The sequence below is a fragment of the Microbacterium sp. W4I20 genome, from assembly GCF_030816505.1.
Taxonomy (GTDB): Bacteria; Actinomycetota; Actinomycetes; order Actinomycetales; family Microbacteriaceae; genus Microbacterium.
On the sequence record NZ_JAUSYB010000001.1, the window covers coordinates 2001471 to 2023002 of the forward strand.

At 68.9% G+C, this 21532-nt stretch carries 14 protein-coding genes and 1 pseudogene; 4 read left to right on the plus strand and 11 right to left on the minus strand.

Features of this window, described 5'->3' with window-relative positions; genetic code table 11:
• Window positions 1-50: 50 nt before the first annotated feature.
• The 11 genes and pseudogenes from QFZ21_RS09700 to QFZ21_RS09750 all read right to left on the minus strand — a co-directional run bounded on the left by QFZ21_RS09700 (window position 51) and on the right by QFZ21_RS09750 (window position 17082).
• On the minus strand, window positions 51-5102 hold the full coding sequence (locus QFZ21_RS09700; RefSeq protein ID WP_307377221.1) for an Ig-like domain-containing protein: 5052 nt from the start codon (window positions 5100-5102) through the stop codon (window positions 51-53).
• The gene (locus tag QFZ21_RS09705) at window positions 4999-6117 is read right to left on the minus strand and encodes a hypothetical protein (protein ID WP_307377223.1); all 1119 of its coding nucleotides are present in this window, start codon (window positions 6115-6117) and stop codon (window positions 4999-5001) included. The genes QFZ21_RS09700 and QFZ21_RS09705 overlap by 104 nt, the downstream gene beginning before the upstream one ends.
• Before the next feature lie 135 nt (window positions 6118-6252).
• Window positions 6253-6822: a DNA-3-methyladenine glycosylase I gene (locus tag QFZ21_RS09710; protein WP_307377224.1), complete on the minus strand. Its 570-nt coding sequence runs from the start codon at window positions 6820-6822 to the stop codon at window positions 6253-6255.
• A 28-nt stretch (window positions 6823-6850) separates the two neighbouring features.
• A complete protein-coding gene (locus QFZ21_RS09715; RefSeq protein WP_307377226.1) occupies window positions 6851-7897 on the minus strand; it encodes an NAD(P)-dependent alcohol dehydrogenase in 1047 nt (348 codons plus the stop codon).
• Window positions 7898-8012: 115 nt separating this feature from the next.
• A pseudogene (locus tag QFZ21_RS09720) lies at window positions 8013-10096 on the minus strand (acyl-CoA dehydrogenase).
• A 143-nt stretch (window positions 10097-10239) separates the two neighbouring features.
• Window positions 10240-12291, minus strand: coding sequence for a DNA helicase RecQ (gene recQ, locus QFZ21_RS09725; protein WP_307377229.1), 2052 nt, complete (start codon window positions 12289-12291; stop codon window positions 10240-10242).
• A gap of 70 nt (window positions 12292-12361) precedes the next feature.
• Window positions 12362-13291 carry a carbohydrate ABC transporter permease gene (locus QFZ21_RS09730; RefSeq protein WP_307377231.1) on the minus strand — a complete coding sequence of 310 codons (930 nt, stop codon included), beginning with the start codon at window positions 13289-13291 and terminating at the stop codon, window positions 12362-12364.
• Between the two features lies 1 nt (window position 13292).
• The gene (locus QFZ21_RS09735; protein ID WP_307377234.1) at window positions 13293-14345 is read right to left on the minus strand and encodes a carbohydrate ABC transporter permease; all 1053 of its coding nucleotides are present in this window, start codon (window positions 14343-14345) and stop codon (window positions 13293-13295) included.
• Window positions 14346-14350: 5 nt separating this feature from the next.
• Window positions 14351-15511 carry an ABC transporter substrate-binding protein gene (locus QFZ21_RS09740; RefSeq protein ID WP_307377237.1) on the minus strand — a complete coding sequence of 387 codons (1161 nt, stop codon included), beginning with the start codon at window positions 15509-15511 and terminating at the stop codon, window positions 14351-14353.
• Window positions 15508-15654, minus strand: a complete 147-nt coding sequence (locus QFZ21_RS09745) for a hypothetical protein (protein WP_307377239.1) — start codon at window positions 15652-15654, stop codon at window positions 15508-15510. The genes QFZ21_RS09740 and QFZ21_RS09745 overlap by 4 nt, the downstream gene beginning before the upstream one ends.
• Window positions 15655-15780: 126 nt before the next feature.
• Entirely contained in the window at window positions 15781-17082 is a 1302-nt protein-coding gene (locus QFZ21_RS09750) for a DUF1479 domain-containing protein (protein WP_307377241.1), read from the minus strand.
• Between the two features lie 77 nt (window positions 17083-17159).
• Here QFZ21_RS09750 and QFZ21_RS09755 point away from each other — a divergent pair, with 77 nt between their 5' ends.
• The 4 genes from QFZ21_RS09755 to QFZ21_RS09770 are packed head-to-tail and all read left to right on the plus strand — an operon-like array spanning window position 17160 to window position 21478.
• Window positions 17160-18347, plus strand: a complete 1188-nt coding sequence (locus QFZ21_RS09755; RefSeq protein WP_307377243.1) for an ROK family transcriptional regulator — start codon at window positions 17160-17162, stop codon at window positions 18345-18347.
• Window positions 18344-20176: an AAA family ATPase gene (locus tag QFZ21_RS09760; protein WP_307377245.1), complete on the plus strand. Its 1833-nt coding sequence runs from the start codon at window positions 18344-18346 to the stop codon at window positions 20174-20176. Before QFZ21_RS09755 ends, QFZ21_RS09760 begins: the two co-directional genes overlap by 4 nt.
• Window positions 20177-20225: 49 nt before the next feature.
• On the plus strand, window positions 20226-20546 hold the full coding sequence (locus tag QFZ21_RS09765) for a GNAT family N-acetyltransferase (protein WP_307377246.1): 321 nt from the start codon (window positions 20226-20228) through the stop codon (window positions 20544-20546).
• A complete protein-coding gene (locus tag QFZ21_RS09770) occupies window positions 20543-21478 on the plus strand; it encodes a pirin family protein (RefSeq protein ID WP_307377248.1) in 936 nt (311 codons plus the stop codon). The genes QFZ21_RS09765 and QFZ21_RS09770 overlap by 4 nt, the downstream gene beginning before the upstream one ends.
• Window positions 21479-21532 lie beyond the last annotated feature (54 nt).

Consider the following 21532-nt stretch of genomic DNA (forward strand, 5'->3'; position numbering starts at 1 on the left):
GTGACCGGGCTCCTATGGGCAGTGTTGCCCATAGGAGCCCGACATCGGGGCTACCAGGCCGTCCTCTCGTAGTCTGCGCCGTTGATCGTGACCCAGACCTGCGCGCGACCTCCGTAGCCGTGGAAGCAGGTCAGATTGATCGAGCCGTTGGCCGGGATGGCCACTGATCCGTAGTTCGAGAAGCGGTAGCCATCCGGGGCATCGCTGTTGCACGACACCGGATAGTTGCCCGCCGGGAAGTTCGACGTGTTCACGACGAACCTTGCGCAGGTGCCGTCATTGCACTCCGAGTTGCTGACGGCCTGACCCCGGGTGACCCAGGCGCGTGGCGCGGGCGGTGGCTGCGACGTGGCCTGCGCGGTGCCGCTCTCCGCCGACCACGCACCGCTCGTGTCCCGTGCGCGCGACCGGATCGTGTGCGTCTCGCTGTACCCGCCACCCACGTCGACCGTTCCCGACTGGGCGACGTCCTGCCATCCGCCGCCGTCGATGCTGATCTGCGTGAGGTTGATCTGGCGGCCGTTGGCCGAGCCGTTGGCGTTCCAGTGCAGCCGGACCTGCGTGGTGAGCGATTCGGCGCTCACGCCCGGCGTGTGCGGGATTCCGTGCGGATTGCCCCTCGCGGAATTCGACACCGCGCCCGAATACGTCGAGCCGCTCACCGTGGCGACGGCACGCACCTCCACCGTGTAGTCGGTGCCGTTGTTCAGACCTCGGATCGTGCGGTCTCCCGGGACACCGTTCCAGTTGCTGCCGTTCAACCGGTACTGGTAGCTGATCTCGTTGGAGGACGCGCCTCCGCTGGACCCTGCGTTGAACGCGATCGCCAGCGCGCTGTCGTTCTCGGCGGCGATCCGCAGGCTCGTCGGTGCTCCGGGCGGAACCACACCGCGGCGCGGAGCCGACTGCGCGCTCCACTCACCCCAGCCGGCCTTGTTCTCGGCGCGGATGCGGTAGGTGTACGCGGTCTCCGACGTCTCGACCACGATCGCCTGACTAGTCTCCTGCGGCCCCGGAGTGACGGTGCGGATGGTCTGGCCACCCCGCATCACCTCCAGCTGATAGCTGCGGATCGCATCGCCGTTCTTGTCCGGCGGGGACCAGTTCACCTGCATCTGGGCCTGATCGCCGACCGGCGACAGTTCCTGAGTCGTCGGCGCCCCGGCGGCCATCGGCGGCCCGGCCGGGATCTCGGACGACGACCAGCCGCTCCAGCTCGAGGGGTCGGGCGCGCGGTTGTGCGCCTGCACCCGCACCTGGTAGTTCGAGCCGTTCTCGAGGCCCTCCCAGGTGAGGGAGTTGCCCGTCACCTCCTTCTGGGTGACGCCGGACGGCGGCGCGGGAGAGATCTCCAGCGTGTACCGGTCCACCGGCGAACCCGGCGTGGACGGAGTGGCCCAGGCGACCTTCAGCGACTTGTCGCCGAAGGCGAGTGTCGGCGGGTTCGGGGTGTCGGGCCGTGCGTCCGGACGCGCGACCTCCGACGAGTTGGACGGCTCGGACTCGCCCACACGGTTCGTCGCGGTCACCTGGAACGTGTACTCCACGTTGTTCGTCAGCCCGTCGAGCGTGCAGGTGGTCGACTGGCACTCCTTGGTGTACGCGCCGCCCTTGACCGACCTCACCGTGTACTTCGTGATCTCGGCGCCGTTGTTCGACGGAGCGGAGTACGACACCACGACCGTGCGATCCTGCACGCTGGAGACGACGGGAACGCCGGGCGCGGCTGGAACGTCCTGCACCGTGACGACGATCTGCCCGTTCACCTCGCGATCGGCATCCTGCGTCGCGTCCTGAATCCGGTAGCGCACCACCATCGTCCCGACGAAGCCCTCGGCCGGCGTGACCGTGACGTCGCTCGCGGTGAAGGAGGCCTCCCCGCGCCCCGATTCCGTCACGGCCGCGACGATCTTCAGCGGCGTCTCGGGGAACGGATTGTGGTCGTTCGCGAGCGCGGGCACGGTGATGCTCTCACCGGCGTCCGCCTCGGCGATCGTGTCGGTGTTCGCGGTCGGCATCGACCGCGTGGACGCCGTGACCAGCGCGGTGACGATGCCTTCGACCGGCTCCGTCTCGCCGTCGCTGACACGGACGGTGAGCGTGACCGTCGTCCCCTTGACCGCGTTGGACGATGCCTCGACGAGCAGCTTGTCGCCGTCGACCCTGGCCGAGACGCCCTTCCCGTCGCCGCCGACGAACGAATAGTCGTGGTTGCCGGCATCCTCAGGATCCGGGTCGTCGGTGAGCGCGGCGAGGTCGAGCTCGGTGGCATCCTCGCCGGGTGCGACGTTGACCTGGCCCTGCACGAAGGTCGGCTGCTGGTTGTCGGGAGGCAGCACGTTGATAGGGATGCTGAGCGTGGCCTTGCGGCCCTCCGGGTCATCCGGCCCGGTTCCGTCGGTGACCTCGAACGTCAGCGAGTCGGGACCGAAGTACCCGTCGGCCGACGTGTAGACCAGGGTGCGCGGGTCCAGCAGCAGGTCGGAGCCGTCGGCCTTGTTGGCGCTGACCTTCGCCTTCTCGGTGATGATCACATCGCCGCCGCCGGCGACCGTCACGTACTCGGAAAGCGGCAGCTTCTTCGTCTCGCCGCTGACCACCTCGACCGGCTTGGTGGAGGTGAGGGCGGGGCGCAGTCCGTCGCGCGAGGGGACGAAGATGAACGCCGACGCCTGGAGGCCGTCAGGGTCGGTGAGCGTGTAGCGGATCAGCTGCAGCTCGTCGGTGACCGTGACGCGCACCTTGCCGTTCTCGAGCAGCGTGCCACCCCCGCCGACCTCGACGTCGAGCCTGTCCTTCGTGCCGTCCGGGTCCTCGTCGTTCTTGAGGATCTCGAGATCGGCGGACAGACTCCCGTCCTTCAGATCCGCCGGCTGGAGGCGGTCGTCGCGAGCGACCGGGGCCTGCAGCGGAACGTCCTCGTCGACGGTGATCTGCAGCGTGGCGGTCGCCGTGGCGCCGCGGGCATCGCTCACCGTGTACTGCAGAGACGTCTCCATCTCCTGGTTCGGCACGGTGAGGATCACGCGATCGCCGGAGACCCTGGCCTCGAGCTGATCGGGGACCTCGAGACCGTCCTTCACCAGCGCGAGCTTGTCTCCCTCGGGGTCGGAGTCGTTCTCCAGCACCGGCACCGCGATCTCCCGGCCCGGGCGCACGACGACGGCATCCTTGACGGCATACGGCGGCTGGTTGACCTGTTCGGCGGGGGCGATCCCGACGCGGATCGTGGCGATGCCCTCCTTGCCGAGGCGGTCGCGGACGCGGTACTTGAACACGTCCACGCCGGAGGCATCAGCGGCGGCCTCGAAGGTGAAGTAGTTCGGTCCCACGGCCGTGATCCGGCCCTTCGTGGGACTGGAGTCGATGCCGATCAGCTCGACCGAGTCGCCGTCCGCGTCGATGCCGTCCAGCGGCACGGCGATGTTCACCTCGGTGCCGGCCAGGGCGCGGGCCGTCAGATCCTGCGGGCGGGGAGCGGCGTTGGTCTCCGCATCGATCGGGAGGATCTGGATCGTGACGAAGCCGGCAGCCTTCTGCTGGCGCGAGTCCGACGCCTCGTAGGTGAGGTACACGGTCTGCGCCTCGTCGCCGGCCTTGAAGCGCACGGCGTCCTGCGACACGAACGCCTCGCCGTCCTCGGGATCCACGGTCTCGATGAGCTCGGGCTCGACGTGCATGATGTCGTCGCTCGGATGCGTGTCGTTGTCGAGCACCGGGATCGTCACGACGTCGCCGGCGCGGACGGTGGCCGTGTCGGGGTTCGTCACCGGGGGCAGGATCTCGTCGGGCGCGGGGATCGGGATCACCACGACCTCGCCCTCGGCGGACTTCGATCCGTTCGAGATGCGGTACTTGATGCGCACCGGCTCGTCGAGGGCACCCTGATCGGTGATGCGCAGCGTCTCGTGGTTGAGCACCGAGACCGAGATGCCGGTGCCCGGCTCCAGGGTGACCGACTGGACCACGAGGATGCCGCCGGCCGGATCGGTGTCGTTGTTGAGCACACCCAGCAGCACGTCTCCACCGGTCGGGAGAAGGGCCACGTCGCGCACGGCGACAGGAGGCAGATCGCTCTCCGACTCCGGCATCACGTCGATGCGCACGAGGCCTTCCCCGTTCTTGGGGCCGGTCGTCACCTGGTACTGCACGTAGTAGACGCCGGTCTTCGCCGCCGTGAACGAGAAGGTCTTGTTCGGGAAGTCGGGGAGGATCGTCGCTCCCGGTGCATCGAGCACCCGACTCAGCCGCAGCGGCTCCCGACCGGCGCTCGTGTCGTTGACGAGCGGCGCGACCGTGACCTGCTCCCCGGCTCTGGTGATCACATGGTCGGCGTTGGTCTTCGGATTCGTCGAGCCTCGCGGCCGCACGTCGAGCGCGATCGTCGCCGAGCCGACCTCACCCGACGCGTCGGCCACCGTGACCTGCACGTCCTTGCGGCCCTGCAGACTCGCCGTCGCCTTGTAGGTGATCTGGCCGTCCTTGCTGAAGTCGACCTCGTCACCGGGAGCGGGGATGACATCCTTCAGATAGATGTCGTCGCCATCCGGATCGATCCAGTCCGGCAGGATGTTGTACGAGATCGTGCCGCCCGTCTCGACGGCCAGGGCGGTCTTCCGCTTCGACTTCGGCGCGACGTTCTGATCCCAGTCGCGCACCGTGAGCGTGACCTGCGCGGTGTCCTTGCCCTTGCGGCCGTCGTCGACCTCGTATGTGAAGGTCGCCGACCCCGTCGCTTTCTCGTCGACCGCGATCTGCAGCGATCCACCGTTGTTGATGGGCTGCACGGTGCCGATCGACGGCTGCCTCTCGGCGAGTGCCGCGACGAGCACGTCGCCGTCCGGGTCGTTGTCGTTGTCGAGGACCGGCAGCAGCGTCGTCGCACCGGGACGCACGCCGTACTCGTCGTCGGTGGCGACCGGCGGATTGTTCTCCTCGCTGCGCTCGGGCAGGGTCGTCTCGATGGTCTCCTCGGTCGAGTCGTCCTCGTTCTCCGTCTCACCCTCCGGAGGCGTCCAGGTCGTTCCAGTTGTCGACGCGCTGCAGGCTCTCGTTGGCCATCCAGGCCGCGCCCCCGACGGCGTCGTTGAGGATGATGACATCGCGATTGACGCGGAACGTGAGGCTGGCGGAGTTCTCCGCACCGTCGATCGGGGCCTTGACGTCGTTGGCGTCTCCAGGGCATTCGCGGATGAACGTCGCCGATCCCGCCCACGCACCGTAGGTGCACCCGCGCAACCACACGGGCGCCGCCGCCGTACCCGATGCTCCCGCTTCGGTCGACGTCGTCTCTCCGCCGTCGAGCGGCACTCGCAGCAGGGCGGTGGGGGTCGCGACGGCGACGGCGTCGGACTCGGCGGAGGCCTGCTGCAGCACGGCATCCGCCGCGCCGTCGATCTCGGTCCGGAAGCCGCCAGGGGTGGTCACCACTCCGGCAGCCGCATCGAGCACGACAGGGGTGCGGCCGACAGCGGTGATGGTCGGGCGCTCGCTCACATCGAGTTCACCGATGGATGCCGCGGACGGCTCCCCCGGGCTGCCCTCGTTGTCGACGGGGACGGTCACGACCTCGCCGCGCTCGCCGGACAGCCCGAACACCGTGCCGTCGGATGCCACGGCGACGTCGGAGTCCTTGCCCAGCTCGATGAGCGGCTCCTCGGCCTCGATCTCGAAGGAGGCGAGTCCCTGGACCGGCATCACCCACAGATCACCCGACTTCTCGTCGAGGATCGCCGCCGTGTCCTTGCCGAGCGCGACCTTCGCCGAACCGGGGATCACCGTCGAGTCGCCGAGGGCGACACGGGCCGGGTCGATGGCGGTCACCGTCGACGCCGTCGTGTCGACGACCAGCACGTTCGCCGCGTCCTGCAGGATGTCGTAGCTCTCGCTGGTCGTGCGCAGACCGCCGTCGAGAACGGTGGACTCGTGGTTGAAGTGCCCGACCAGCAGGCTCGAGGTCTTCGTGATCCAGACGCCGCCGTCGTTCAGGTCGACCTTGGTGGTCGGGAAGCCCTCGTAGGTGAGCGCCATCGTGGTGAGGGCGATGACCCCGGCGGTCACTCCCGCAGCCGATGCCAGAGTCTTGGGTCGCGCGCGCATCCACGACAAGGCCTTCATACCCGGTTCCCCCCAGGGTCGACACTCTTCAGCTCACCACCGCGGACCCGACGGGCCGGCGGCGCACTCGTTCATCCTAACCGCACCTGGTATATCGCTCGATGGGCATGTCTCCCCTGTTGCTGCCTTACAGTGTCAGGCCCGCCAGCATCCCTCGAGGTGGTCATCGACCATTCCGGCCGACTGCATCAGGGCGTACATGGTCGTGGGACCGACGAAGCGGAACCCGCGGCGGCGCAGTTCCTTGCTCAGAGCGGTCGATTCCGGCGTGACCGCGGGAACGTCGGCCATCGATGAGGGGCGGATGCCGGACGCCGGCGGCGCGAACGACCACATCAGCGCGTCGAGCTCGCCGTCGCCCATCGAGCGGACGATGCGCGCGTTGCCGATCGTGGCCTCGATCTTCGCCCGGTTGCGGATGATGCCGGCATCCGTCATCAGACGCTCGACGTCGGCCTCACCGAACTCCGCGACGGCCTCCGGCTCGAAGCCCGCGAAGACCTCGCGGAACCGGGGGCGCTTGCGCAGGATCGTGATCCACGACAACCCCGCCTGGAAGCCCTCGAGCGCCATCTTCTCGAACAGTGCGCGGTCGCCGTGCAGCGCCGTGCCCCACTCCTCGTCGTGGTAGCGGCGATACTCGGCATCGTCGCCGACCCAGGCGCAGCGGGCGCGGGAGTCGGGGCCGGCTATCAGGGAGGTCATGCGTCGAGGCTAGCGGCGCCCACCGACGTCACGCGGCGAACGTCGACGCGTCGATGACGAACCGGTACCGCACATCCGAGGCCAGCACGCGATCATAGGCGGTGTTGATCTCGGATGCCGGGATCACCTCGATCTCGGCGGCGATGCCGTGCTCGGCGCAGAAGTCGAGCATCTCCTGCGTCTCGTCGATCCCGCCGATGTTGGACCCTGCCAGTGAGCGGCGGCCGCCGATCAACGACATGACCTGCACGGGAAGAGGTTCGGCCGGAGCGCCGACGCAGATCATGGTGCCTCCGACGTCGAGCAGGCTCAGGTAGGAGCGCATGTCGATCACGGCGCTGACCGTGTTGAGGATCACGTCGAACGACGACCGCAGCTCGCGGAACGTCTCGCGGTCGCTCGTCGCGCGGTAGTCGTCGGCCCCGAGGCGCAGGCCGTCGTCCTTCTTGCCCAGCGTCTGCGAGAGCACGGTGACCTCGGCGCCGAGCGCGTGCGCGATCTGCACGCCCATGTGCCCGAGCCCGCCGAGTCCGACCACGGCGACGCGTGTGCCCGGTCCGACGTTCCAGTGCCGCAGCGGGGAGTAGGTGGTGATGCCGGCGCAGAGCAGTGGGGCGGCGACGTCGAGCGGGAGCGCGTCGGGGATGCGGAGCGCGAACTTCTCGGTCACTACGACCTGCTCGGAGTAGCCGCCCTGGGTGACGGTCCCGTCGCGGTCCTCGGATCCGTAGGTGAACACGGCTCCCTGCGTGCAGAACTGCTCGTCTCCGCGCAGGCAGTTGCGGCACTCTCCGCAGGAGTTCACCAGACAGCCGACGCCGACGCGATCGCCGACCGCGTGCTTCGTGACGTCGGTGCCGATCGCGGCGACCGTTCCGGTGATCTCGTGTCCGGGCGCGAGCGGGTACTGCTGCGGACCCCAGTCCCCCTGCACGGTGTGGATGTCGGAGTGGCAGATGCCCGCGAAGGCGATGTCGATGAGCACGTCGAGGGGTCCGAGTTCTCGACGTTCGATCGTCGTCTTCTCGAGCGGTGCGGCTTCACTCGGCGCGGCGTAGGCGTGGACGCGGGTCATTGGATCTTCTTTCGTCGGCGGGCCGGGTGCGACACTACCCGCCCGGCGTTCGAATCGCGCAAATGGGCCCGATCGAGGACCATGAGGACCCATTCGCGCGATTCGAAAGCGAGTGTCAGCGCTTCTTCAGATCACCCAGCGGCTCCCGCTTGGACTTCTTCTCCTTGACCGGAGCCTCGCCGGATGCCTCGAGGTCGGCGTAGTAGGCGCGGGCCTCGTCCTGACGCTGCTTCTCGATGCCGCTCGCGATGGGTGCCCGCACGTGCTCCGGCTCGTAGCCGAACGCGTCGACGAGATCGAGGGCGTGCGGGCGGAGCCGCGCGCACAGGCGGTCGATGTACCGCGACACGGCACCCGCGCGCTGGTTCGACAGTCGGCCGTTGATCAGGTGCCAGGCGAGATGCTTCTCGATCAGCTGCAGGCCGAAGAGGTCGCGCAGCCAGGTGAGGACCTTCTTGGTGTCGGGGTCGTCGATCGCGTGCACGGCGTCGGTGAACGCTTCCCACTGCAAGAGCTCGCCGTGCGCCCGGGCCGCCTCGATGAGTTCGGCCTGGTTCTCGTTGAACAGCCGAGCGCCGAGCGCCTTGTCCTTCGCCCCGGGACGGAGCCGCCCGGCGATGTCGGCCACCATCTGCTGCACGCGCCCGGCGAGCAGGTCGTGCTGCTGCTCCTCGCGAAGTCCGTTCTCGACCGAGCGGGACACCTGTCCGAAGTCGGCGACCGACTGTCCGAGCTGGCGGAGGCCGGCGCCGTGGAACACCTTGCCCGCCGTCATGCCGACGGCGAACTTCGCCAGGGTCGCGGCATCCTTGCCCTTGAACTGCTGGGCGTAGTCCGTGAGCAGACGCTTGCCGACGAGCTGGAGCAGCACGTTGTTGTCGCCCTCGAACGTGACGTAGATGTCGAGGTCTGCGCGCAGACCGACGAGGCGGTTCTCGAACATGAACCCGGCGCCGCCGCAGGCCTCGCGGGCTTCCTGCAGGGTGTCGAGCGCGTGCCAGGTCGACAGCGGCTTGAGGGCGGCGGCGAGCGTCTCGAGGTCTTCGCGGTCGGCCGGGGTGTCGATGCGGCCGGAGAAGACGCCGTCGAACTTCTTCAGGAACTCGTCGTGGGCGAAGATGTGGGCGTACGTCGTCGCGAGCCGCGGGAGCAGGCGCCGCTGGTGCTTGCCGTAGTCGAGGAGCACGACCTCCTGCCCGTCGACGCCGTCGAACTGCCGACGCTGGGTCGCGTACGTGATCGCGATCTTCAGCGCGAGAGCGGAGGCCCAGGATGCCGCCCCGTCGAGCGAGACGCGACCTTGCACCAGAGTGCCGAGCATCGTGAAGAAGCGGCGGCCGGGGCTGTCGATCGCGCTCGAGTAGGTGCCGTCGGCGGCGACGTCGCCGTACCGGTTCAGAAGGTTCGTGCGAGGCACGCGCACCTGGTCGAACGAGAGCCGACCGTTGTCGATGCCGTTGAGCCCCCCTTGAGACCGTCGTCCTCGCGGCCGATGCCGGGGAGGTCATTGCCGTCCTCGCCGCGCAGTGGCACGTAGAAGCAGTGCACGCCGTGGTTGACGCCGTTCGTGATCAGCTGCGCGAACACGGTCGCCGCGACGCCGTGCAGGGCCGCATTGCCGAGGTACTCCTTGGTCGCCGCGCGGAACGGCGTGTGGATGACGAACTCCTCGGTCTCGGGATCGTAGGTCGCCGTGGTTCCGACAGCCGCGACGTCGGAGCCGTGCCCGATCTCGGTCATCGCGAAGGCACCGGGGATCTCGAGGTTCATGATGCCGGGCAACCACTTCTCGTGGTGCTCCTTCGTACCGAGCTGCAACACCGCCGAACCGAAGAGGCCCCACTGCACGCCCGACTTGATCTGCAGGCTCGGGTCGGCGACCACCAGCTCCTCGAAGCCGGCGATGTTGGCGCCGTTGTTGTCCTCGCCGCCGAGCGACTTCGGGAACGCGCGGTGCACGGCCTTGTTCTCGACCAGCAGGTGCAGCTGGCTGAGCACACGCTCGCGGTGCTCGTCCTTGCCCAGGTCGTCCTTGCGCCAGAACGCCGAGTCCTTGATCATCTCGCGCGCCTGCCGGCGGGTGTCGGCCCAGGTGCCCATCAGCGCATCGTTCACGCGGGAGACATCGAGGTGCGGGACGTCGGCCGCATCGTGCGGCTCGTGGGATGTCGTCGAAGGACGGACGGCGGCGTCGACCATGGCATTCCTCCAGGGGAAGTAGGGATGCCTCCATGGTAGGTCTGCGACAAACCCCGGCGAAGTCACCTGTGGTGTTCCTCCAAGCGGATGCGGGAGCGCATCGGCATCCGCTTGTCGCCAGCCGACAGGATCGGCGGGGCGGGTCAGGCGGCGGCGATGACCGCGAGCACACCCTCGCCGTAGGCCTCGCGCTTCTTGGCCCCGATGCCGGTGATGCCCTCGAGGTCGCCGAGGGAGGCCGGACGATGCTCGGCGAGGGCGCGCAGGGTCGCGTCGCCGAACACGATGTACGCCGGAACGCCCTGTTCCCGCGCGGTCTCGGCGCGCCAGGCGCGCAGCGCCTCGAAGATGCCGCGGTCACCGGCATCCAGCGTGTCGGCGGCACTGGCCTTGCGGGCGCGGGTCGACGACGCCGGGCGTCCGATCGTGTCCTTGCGCAGCGGCACCGGCGTCTCGCCGCGCAGCACGGCGGCCGCAGCCTCGCCGGGAGCGAGGGTTCCGTAGTCGCCCTGGGCGACCAGGATGCCGCGGGCCAGCAGCTGCCGCACGACGCTGCGCCAGTCCTGGTCGGAGAGATCGGCACCGATGCCGTAGGTCGCGAGCTTGTCGTGCCCCTGCTGACGGATGCGTTCGGTCGAGGCACCGCGCAGGATGTCGACGAGGTGCCCGGCGCCGAACGACTGATTCCGCTCGCGCTTCAGCCGCACGATCGTCGAGAGAAGCTTCTGCGCGGGGACGAGCCCGTCGAAGGTCTCGGTCTCGTCCAGGCACGTGTCGCAGTTGCCGCAGGGCTCCGACGGCTGCCCGAAGTAGCCGAGCAGATTCTGCCGACGGCACTCCACGGTCTCGCACAGCGCGAGCATCGCGTCGAGGTGCTGCCCCAGGCGCATCTTGAAGGTGCGATCGCCGGGGCTCTGGTCGATCATGCGGCGCTGCTGCACGACATCGCCGAGGCCGTACGCCATCCACGCGACCGAGGGTTCGCCGTCGCGGCCCGCGCGACCGGTCTCCTGGTAGTAGCCCTCGACGGACTTCGGCAGGTCGATGTGCGCCACGAAGCGCACATCGGGCTTGTCGATGCCCATGCCGAACGCGATGGTCGCGACCATGACCACGCCGTCATCGCGGAGGAAGCGCGACTGGTTCGCAGCGCGCACCTCGGCGGGAAGCCCCGCGTGATACGGCAGCGCGTCGAGGCCCTGAGCTGCGAGGTAGGTGGCCGTCTGCTCGACCGACTTGCGGCTGAGCGCGTAGACGATGCCGGCCGGCTGCGCGCCGGAATCGCCCGCCGCGGTCTGCGACTTGATGAACGCGACCAGCTGCTTGCGGGGGTCGACCTTGGGCACGATGCGGTACTGGATGTTCGGGCGGTCGAAGCTCGCCACGAAGTGCTTCGCGCTGTCGAGGTGCAGCCGCTCGGTGAGCTCCTTGTGCGTCGCCGCGGTCGCCGTCGCAGTGAGCGCCATGCGCGGCACGCCGGGGAATCGCTCGCCGAGGTCGCCGAGCGCGAGGTAGTCGGGCCGGAAGTCGTGGCCCCACTGCGACACACAGTGCGCCTCGTCGATCGCGATGACGCTGAGTGTTCCGCGCTGCAGCAGTGCGGTGGTCTGCGGGCTCGACAGCCGCTCGGGCGCGACGTAGATGAGGTCGAGCTCGCCGGCGACGTAGGCGCGTTCGACCTCGCGCCGCTCATCGATCGCCTGCGTGGAGTTGAGGTACGCGGCCTTCACGCCGTTGGCGCGCAGCGCGTCGACCTGATCGTGCATGAGGGCGATGAGCGGACTGATCACGAGCCCGGTGCCTTCACGCACGAGTGCCGGCACCTGGTACGTCACGCTCTTGCCGGCACCGGTCGGCATCAGCACGACCGCGTCGCCCCCGGCGATCACCTGCTCGACGATGGCGGCCTGGTCGCCGCGGAACTCGTCGTAGCCGAACACCGTGTGCAGCGCCTCGGCGGCGGACGGATAGCGGCTCGGGGTCGCCTTGCGGACGGCCTGCGCAGCAGGCGCGGATGCTCGTGGCGACACGGGTGTCGTCGGGCCGGGCCCCCAGTCGAGCGGCGGCTCGAATCCCGCGCCCTGCGGCTCCCAGTCCATCGGCTCCGGCGGCTCGCTCGTCTCCCAGCCACCGTCGTCGTAGGGCTCGTCGGCGTACGGCAGATCCGCGTACGGGTCACGGGGAGTCTGCGGCATCCCTCCAGCGTAACGATCCCCGCCGACGTCGGCGGCGCTCGTCCACAGATCCCCGCGACCCGCCGCCCGGCTACTTCACCGACCCCGCCGTCAACCCCCGAACGAAGTATCGACCGAGCGCGAGGTAGAGGATCACGGTCGGCGCCGCCACGAGGATCGCGCCGGCCATCAGTTCCGAGTAGTCCACGGTCGTCGTGCCGATCATGTTGTTCAGCGTGACGGTCGCCGGCCACACCGCAGGGGAGGACAGGATGAAGGCGAACAGGAAGTCGTTCCACACGTTCGTGACCTGGAAGATCCCGGCCACGACGAACCCCGGCACCGAGAGCGGCAGGAACACCCGGGTGTAGGTGCGCCAGATCCCCGCGCCGTCGACAGCCGCCGCCTCGACCAGCGCGGTGGGGATGCCCTCGTAGTAGTTGCGGAAGATCAGGGTCGTGATCGGAAGGCCGTAGATGACGTGCACGATGATCAGGCCGGTGATGGTCCCCTGCAGCTGGAGTGCGCTCAGGAACTGGAAGAGCGGGATGATCACCGACTGGAACGGGATGAACATGCCCACCAGCAGGATCGTGAACAGGGCCCCCGAATAGCGGAACGGGAACTTCGACAGGATGAAGCCGTTGAACGAGCCGATCAGGCACGAGAGCACCGCCGCGGGGATCGTGATCTGGAGCGAGTTGAGCAGCGACCCGTGCAGTTTGTCCCACGCTCCCGTGAACGCCTCGAAGCTCGGCTGGCTCGGGAAGGCGAGGAAGAACCCGGGGGCGCCGGTCGATCCGGCGAGCGCGGTGGCGAGGATCACGTAGATCGGGATCAGCATCGCGACGAGCCCGACGATGCAGAGCCCCAGCACGAGCCATTCGCCGGGGGTGCGCGGAAGTCGACTGCGATCGGCGGGGTCGACGGTGCGACGTCGGAGGAACCCCGGTCGGGCGCCGCGAATCCGCGCCTTCGACTCCGGGACGGTCAGCGCCTGGGTCGTCAGGGTGTCGGCCATGTCACGGCCTCCGTTCTTTGCGGTATCCCCGGATCAGGTAGGGGACGATCACGCAGAGCGTGAGGACGAGGAGGACGATGGCCATCGCGGATGCCTTGTCGTAGCGGCTGGCCAGATAGTTGTAGATGTAGATGCCGGGGACGTCGGTAACGAATCCGGGCCCCGAACCCGACATCGAGACGACGAGGTCGAAGATCTTCAGCGCGACGTGCAGCAGCAGCACGAAGCAGGTGACCGTGGCCGGCCACAGCTGCGGCAGGGTGATGTAGCGGATGCGCTTCCACGCGCTCGCTCCGTCGACGGATGCCGCTTCGAGCTGCTCGTCCGGAATCGCGGCGAGGCCGGCGAGGTACATCGCCATGGCGAAGCCCAGGAGCTGCCAGGCGGCGGCGAAGATGACCGGGAGCATCGCCACCGGGATGCCGAGCTGCACCTTGAGCCAGTCGTCGCCGGCGGGCTGGTTCAGCGATCCGAGGATCGTCGTGTCCGTCATCCACCCGGGTGGGTCCTCGATGCCGAGGAACCGCAGGACCTGGTTCACGCCCGTCGACGGGGCGAAGATCCAGCGCCATGCGACCCCGGTCACGATGAACGAGAGGGCGTACGGCAGCAGGAAGACGGTGCGGAAGAGTCCGCGGGCGGCGACGACGTGGTGGATCAGCAGAGCCCAGATGAGGCCTCCGACCACGGCGAGCACCAGGAAGAAGACGGTGAACACCACGATGTTCCGGATGTCGGCCTGGAATCGCTGCTCACCGGCGAGCTCGAGATAGGTGCCGCCGAGCGGTTCGCGGAGGCTGGGGTCCCGCGAGGTGCCGACCTTCCAGTTCGACAGCGAGATGTAGACCGTCGTGCCGATGAACACGTAGACGAAGATCAGGCTGACGAGCATCGTCGGCGCGAACATGAGGGCCGCGCGCCGCTGCGTGCGCACGCCGTGGTGGCGCGAGCGTCGTCGTCGGGAGGCGGGTGCGCGCGCTGCGGGCGGCGCGCCGCCGGCACGGAGGCGCGTGGCCTCCGTGCCGGCGGCGGTGTCGATATCGGTGTCGACCATGGCGATCAGAGACTGCCCTGCGCGGAGACCATCGTCGCCAGGAACGAGTCGACGTTCTGATCTCCGTTGAAGGCGGACACGGCGTCAGCGAAGACGCGCGCGAACTCGGCGGTGGTGACCTGGCCGTGCGCGAGGCTGGACACGACGTCGGCCGTCTTGAACGTCGCGGCCGTCTCCTGCTGATAGTCCGACAGCGTCGAGGTGTCGGCGGTGGTGAGCGCCGGGATCGACCCCTTCTTCGCCGCGAAGTCGGTCTGGACGGCCGGATCCATCAGCGTCGTGAGCCAGAGCTCCGCCGCGTCGGCGTTCGGGATGTTGGAAGCCGGGATCGAGAAGCCGTCGCCGACGTAGTCGAAGATCTGCGCCGAGTCCGGGAAGGAAGCCCAACCGAAGTCGACGCCGGGCTCGAAGCCCGCGCCCGCGAGCTCGCCGTACGCCCAGTCGCCCATCAGGCTCACCGCGCACTCCCCGGCGGCGACCTTCTTGGCCGCCTCATCCCAGGTGAGTGCTGCGTGGTCCTCGTTCGCGAGCGAAAGGGCGGTCTTGTAGTCCTCGAGCGCCTGCTCCACATCGGCGGAGTCGAAGGCGTACTCGTTGGTGAACAGCGCCTTCCAGTTCTCCGCGCCGACGCGCGCCATGATGAACGACTCGAGAAGCTGAGCGGAGGCGAACACATCCTTGTCGCCGAGGCAGATCGGCGTCGTGCCGCTGTCCGCGATGGTCTTCATGTCGTCGAGGAACTGATCGACGGTGGTCGACTCGTCGAGGGTGACGCCGGCGTCGGCGAGCACTCCCGGATTCGTCCACAGCACGTTGCCCCGGTGCACCCCGACCGGCACGGTGTAGTACTTGCCGTCGAACGCCTGCTGCTCTGCGACATCCTCCGGCAGATCAGCGGCCCAGCCGTTCTTCTCCCACAGCGCGCTGATGTCGGCGACCTGGCCGCCCTCGACGTAGCTCTTGAGCTCGCCGTCGGGGTGCAGCTGCCACGAGTCCGGCGGGTCGCTCGCCTGGAGACGGGCGGCGAGCGCCTGCTTGGCGTTCGCCCCGCCACCGCCGGAGACGGCGGCGTTCTCGACCGAGAGAGACGGATCCGACTTCTCCACGGCGTCGATGAGCACCTGGAGCGCCTCGGCTTCCGAACCGGAGGTCCACCACGAGGTCACCTCCAGGAGAAAGAAAAAAAAAAGACGTTCTCTCCACCGGCACTCCCCGATGTGTTGTTGGCCCCGCAGCCGGCGAGGGCGCCGACCGCGAGGGCGCCGATGCCGAAAGCTGCTGCTGCGCGCGACAGACGTGTGATCTTCATGACTCTCCTTCGAGGGACGGATCGCGGCTCTGCGATCCGGATGCTGCTCTTGTTCGGGTTCTCAGGACGCGCTCGACCGTCGGCGCCGCCATGGGGCGGCGCCGATGGACCGGCGCGCTCAGCGGGTCAGGGGCGGGGGATGGTGGCCTCGCGCTCGACCACCCGTGCCTTGCGGGCGATGCCGAGGCCGCGGGCGCCGATCTGATTGAGCTGCTCCTCCTGGAACCTGTTCGCCCACTCGACCTCGTAGTCCTCCTTGGGGAAGTCGGCCGGGCTCTCGCCGCGGCGGAAGCGCTCGGCGACGTCTTTGGCGTACACGGCGTTCTTCGCGCACATCGGCGCCGCCGGGATGTAGATGACGTTGCCCCAGCCCTCCTGGTTCTCCACGGCTGCGACCCCGTGGATCACGTCCGAGTGCCACCACACCGAATCACCGGGCTGCACGGTGGGGATGCCGGATCGCGCACGCATGAGGAGCGGGTGCCATTCCTCGTTGATGCCGAGGGCCTTCCCCTGCTCCGCCCCGCAGAGCGAGTCCTCCGGCACGTCGTCGAGAAGCGGTCGCACGAGGATGTAGGCCATCGCCTCGGGGATCGGCACGACCCACAGCACTCCCTGGTCGTGCTTCATCTCCGACATGGCCAGCCACCCCTGGAAGCTGCGGAAGACGCTGCACATCGTCGAGGACGGGTACTCGTCGACCTCGGTGCGGAACGCCGCATCCCAGGGGTCGTAGGAGCCGTAGTCGCCGTGGAAGATCGAGTCGAAGACCTGCTGGTACGCCGGCGTGAGCCAGCGCTCGACCGATCCGGAGTCGGTGTGCGCGCCGAGCCCCTTCGAGGTCGTGCCCGGGGGCCGCCGACGGATGCGATCGGGGTACATCGAATCCTGATCCGGGTCGAACCACGTCACCCCGCGCGATTCGCTCTTCCACATCCGGTTCAGGAAGCTCTGCACAGTGGCCGTGTGCTCGTGCTGACGGGCCTCCATCTGCGCGGTCGACCAGTAGATCGGGTAGATCTCCGGCTTCGAGGCGTCGAGCGCCCCGAAGAAGTCGTCGGCGGGGCCGCGGTACTTCGCCATGAAGTCGTTGCTGTCCACGTACTCCACGAGCGAGCGATCCCACTCGGTCGCCTGCTCCTCGTCCACCTGCCCGCGGACGACGGCACAGCCGCGTCGGTGGATGAGATCGAGGGTGGCCTGCGGCACGGTTCCCGCCTCGATGTCGGAGTACTGGACGATGGGCCACACGTCCTCCCCCCGTTCACGGGTCGCCTCGATCTCCCGCACGTGCGGCTCGAGATCGGCCTCGATGCGGGCGAACAGACCGGCGACGTCGCCGATCTGCTCGCGGAGTCGGGCCTTCACTGCGCGGATCGCGGACGGGAAGTCCTCGGGCGGCGTCGCCCAGCTGGTCTGCTCGGTCATGGAACAATCTCCCTAGGTCATTGAGGTTCAGTAAGGTATGATTACTGAATCGTTGAGGACACGATAGGAGAGGTTCCATGGCGGAGTCAAGCACCCAGCGCGATATACCGCGCGGGCCGGCAAAACGTGTCGACGGCCTGGCCGCACCGCGCCCCGAGGTCCTCGCATCGATCACCGACCAGCACGTGCTCCGGGTGATCGGCGACTCGCCCGCCCCCGTGTCCCGCGCCGAGATCGCCGAGGCGACCGGGCTGTCGAAGCCCGCCGTCTCCGCGGCCGCCGCTCGCCTGCTCGAGCGCGGAGTCCTGCGCGACGTGGGGGTCCGCGAGGGGAGGCGCGGCGGAGTCGCCACACTGTTCGAGATCGACCCGAATCACGGCAGGTCGATGGCGGTCGTGATCCAGGACGACGCGATCACGGTGCAGACGCGCGACCTCCACGGAGTCGTCCGCGCAGAGCTCGAGGCGGCGGTCTCGAGCGAGAGCCGGCGCGCTGAACTGATCCTGCTCGTGAACGGGCTCATCGCCGACGCGCAGCAGGCGTTCCCCGCACCGCTGCTCGCGGCGACGGTCTCGATCGCCGACCCCGTCGACGCGAAACTGGGCGTTCCCCTCGTGCTCGAGCGCTCGGTGTTCCCCGCCGTGCCCCTCGATCCGCGGGCGGCCTTCGACCTGTCCGACGCGGCGCAGGTCGTCATCGACAACGACGTGAACTGGGCCACGCTCGGCGAGTTCCGCGAGGGCGCCCTGCACGGCTGCGAGAACTTCGTCTACATCCACTTCGGACGTGGAATCGGCGGCGGGATGCTGCTCGACGGACGCCTCTACCGCGGACACCGTGGCCTCGCCGGCGAGGTCGGCTACCTGCGGGACGGCGGGTCGGAGCATCGGGACATCACCGAGCGGCTGGCGGCGGCGGGGCTCGGCACCGCGGGACAGTACGGGCTCGACCTGCGGATGGCGACCGAGCACCTGAGCCGGAGCCCGCTCACGAGCGTCGCGCTCGAAGCGGCCGACGTGCTCGCCCTCGCCATCGCCAATGTCGCGATCGCGGTGAACCCCCAGGCTGTGGCCTTCGGGGGTCCGCTCAGCACGTTCCCCGCGTTCACCGAGGCACTGCGCGAACGCATCGCCCGCGTCTCCATCGACACCCCCGAGCTGGTCGTCAGCACGAGCACTCCCCTGCTCGGCGCAGGGCTCGAGGCGCATCGCCTGGCGCTCCAGGAAGCCGGACTGCCGCAGCCGACCGAGAGTCCGGCGCGATGACCGGGTCATCGCCCCCGCGGGTGCCGCGGGGCTCGCCGGCATGGGTGCAGGAGCTCGATCTGTCCCTGCCGATCACGGCCCAGTTCCTCGTGACCGGAAACGTGCATGACGTGCATCTCGCATCGGATTCGGCGGGGTTCTCGTCGACCGTCGACCTCATCCGGCAGTGCCTGCAGGGCAATGCCTACGATCTGATCTACCGGTTCAGCCCTCTCGAGGGCATCCGGCTGGACCACGAGGGACCCGGTGTCACGAGCAACGAGTTCTTCCCGGATTCGCACCTCAACCGCCCCACCGTCGGGTCGGTCGCGAAACTGTCCGACCTGCTGCTGCAGTCCGCCGGACCGACGGAGCGTCGCGTGGCACTCATCATCGAGTCCGCCTCGCGGATCTGGAGCGACGGCGATAACGTCGAAGCCGGACGGCTGCTCCTCGCGAGCCGCCTCCTCTCGACACAGGACGTGCACCGGGCGCCGGGCAGCGAGCGTCGGGTCGCTCCGGGCAACAGCATCATCTGGATCACCGACGCCGAGGGTGATGCGCCGGACTGGCTGCGCACCTCCGACAGCACCCGCACGCTGCGCGTGCCCCTCCCCTCGCTCAGCGTGCGCCGCGCGGCCGCTGCGCGGCTGCTGCCCCTCCTCTCCGACGAGACGACGGCTGACGACGCCGATCTCGGCGGAGCGGCCACCGTGTTCGCCGATACGACCCAGGGAGTGACGCTGCGTGCGATGCGCAGCATCGTCGTCCTCGCGAAGGACCAGGGCATCGAGTCCGACCGCATCGACGAGGCCGTGCGCAGCTACCTCGCCGGGGTCATCGACAGCCCGTGGCAGGATCCCCATCTGCTCACCAGGATCCGGGGAGCCGAGGAGACGATCGAGCGGAGAGTGCTGGGTCAGCCGCGCGCCGTCCGTCGCGCGCTCGACATCCTGCTCCGCTCCGCCCTGGGGCTGACGGGAGCACACCAGGGCGGCAGCCGCGCGCGACCGCAGGGCATCCTGTTCTTCGCCGGGCCCACGGGCGTCGGCAAGACCGAGCTGGCGAAGTCGCTCGCCGAGGTGCTCTTCGGCACGGAGGACGCCTACGTGCGGTTCGACATGAGCGAGTTCTCCGCCGAGCACAGCGAGGCCCGCCTCATCGGCGCACCACCCGGGTACATCGGGCATCGCGAAGGCGGCGAACTCACCAATGCCGTGCGCGAACGCCCCTTCTCGGTGCTGCTGTTCGATGAGATCGAGAAGGCGCATCCGCGCATCCTCGACAAGTTCCTCCAGATCCTCGACGACGGACGTCTGACCGACGGCAGCGGCGACACGGTGTACTTCAGCGAGTCCGTGATCATCTTCACGTCGAATCTGGGGGCGGCCGCGGCCCTGCGGGACGCGTCGGAGGAGGATGCCGTGCCGTCGGCCGAGCATGCGGCGGCCCGGATCCTCGACTCGATCCAACGTCACTTCATCGAGCGGCTGGAGCGGCCGGAGCTGCTGAGCCGGATGGGCGACAACATCATCGTCTTCGACTCGATCGGCGAAGCCGTCGGGCGCCTGCTCATCGCCAAGTACATCGACGCGGTCGCCGAGACGCTGCGGGTCCGGTCCGCCATCGCGCTGCACGTCGGTGATCGGGCGCGAGAGATCCTCGAGGAGTACGCACTGAGCAAGCTCGCGTTCGGCGGTCGCGGCATCGGCACCGCGATCGAGACCGGTCTCGTGAATCCGCTGGCCCGCGTGCTGGCCGATGCGGGTGCCGCCGATGTCGTCACCGTCACCGACGCCGTGCACGACGCGGAGGGCTGGCATCTCGACGTCGAACTCGCACGAGCCTGACGTCCGCCTCCGGGCGTAGGTTGGATGCAGACGCAGGAAGGAGCCCCCGATGACCGACATCACCGTCACCCGCAACGACGCCGCATCGCGCTACGAGATCCGCGTCGGCGACGAGCTCGCCGGCTTCGCGGCGTTCGACCGTCGCCCCGGATCGATCCGCTTCCTCCACACCGAGGTCGATGACGCGTTCCAGGGCCAGGGTCTGGCCTCTCGGCTCGCCTTCGACGCGCTGACGGATGCCGCGGCATCCGGCGACGCGATCGTGCCGCTCTGCCCCTACATCGCCAAGTACCTCGAGACGCACGAGATCGCGGGAGCGGACATCCGCCGGCCGCGCCCGTCGACGGGCTCAGGGACCGAGGGGTCATGATCGGGGCGCGCCGCCTCGTGCTCGAGCCGCGCGAGGTGCCGCTCGGCGGAGTCCGCGGGATGAACGTGCTGCGCGCTCTCCCTCACCGCAACCTGCCCACCATCGGAGCCTGGTGCTTCCTCGACCGGTTCGGGCCCGCCGACACGAAGATGCGCGTCGAGCCGCATCCGCATATCGGCCTGCAGACGGTGACCTGGCCGCTCGTCGGCGAGATCCGGCACCGCGACTCCCTTCGCAGCCATGTGGACCTGCGCCGCGGACAGCTGAACCTGATGACCGCCGGCAACGGCATCTCGCACTCGGAGTATTCGCTCGGCGACGGCCCGATCCCGCTCGACGCCCTGCAGCTGTGGGTCGTGCTGCCGGAGGCGGCTCGCCACGGAGCGGCCGGTTTCGAAAGGCACACGCAGCTTCCCGCTGTCACGGTTCCGGCCGATGAAGGGGCGGATGCCACGGCCACGGTCGTGCTCGGCGAGTTCGCCGGTGCGCGCTCGCCCGCGACCGTTCACACGCCGATCGTCGGGGCGGAGATCGCGATGCCCGCCGGATCGCGGGTTCGCCTGCCGCTCCGGCCGCAGTGGGAGCACGCGCTGATGCTCGTCGAGGGCGATGCCGTCGTGTCCGAGCATCCGCTGGCGCAGAACGACCTGCTCTATCTCGGCGACTCGCGCGACGAGGTCGAGGTGTCGTCGACCGAGGGCGCGCTGCTCTTCCTGCTCGGCGGCGAGCCGTTCGAGGACGACATCGTGATGTGGTGGAACTTCGCCGGTCGCACGCACGACGAGATCGTGGCGGCGCGCGAGGAATGGGAGGCGGAGTCCTCCGCCGGCGCGGCGACCCCTCGCTTCGGCGCGGTCGACGGGCACGACGTGCGCATCCCCGCCCCGCCGCTGCCCGACGTGCGGCTGATGCCCCGCAGCCGCAAGATCTGAGATTCGAATCGCGCAACTGGGGGTTCCGGTCATCGATTTCGCCCCATTTGCGCG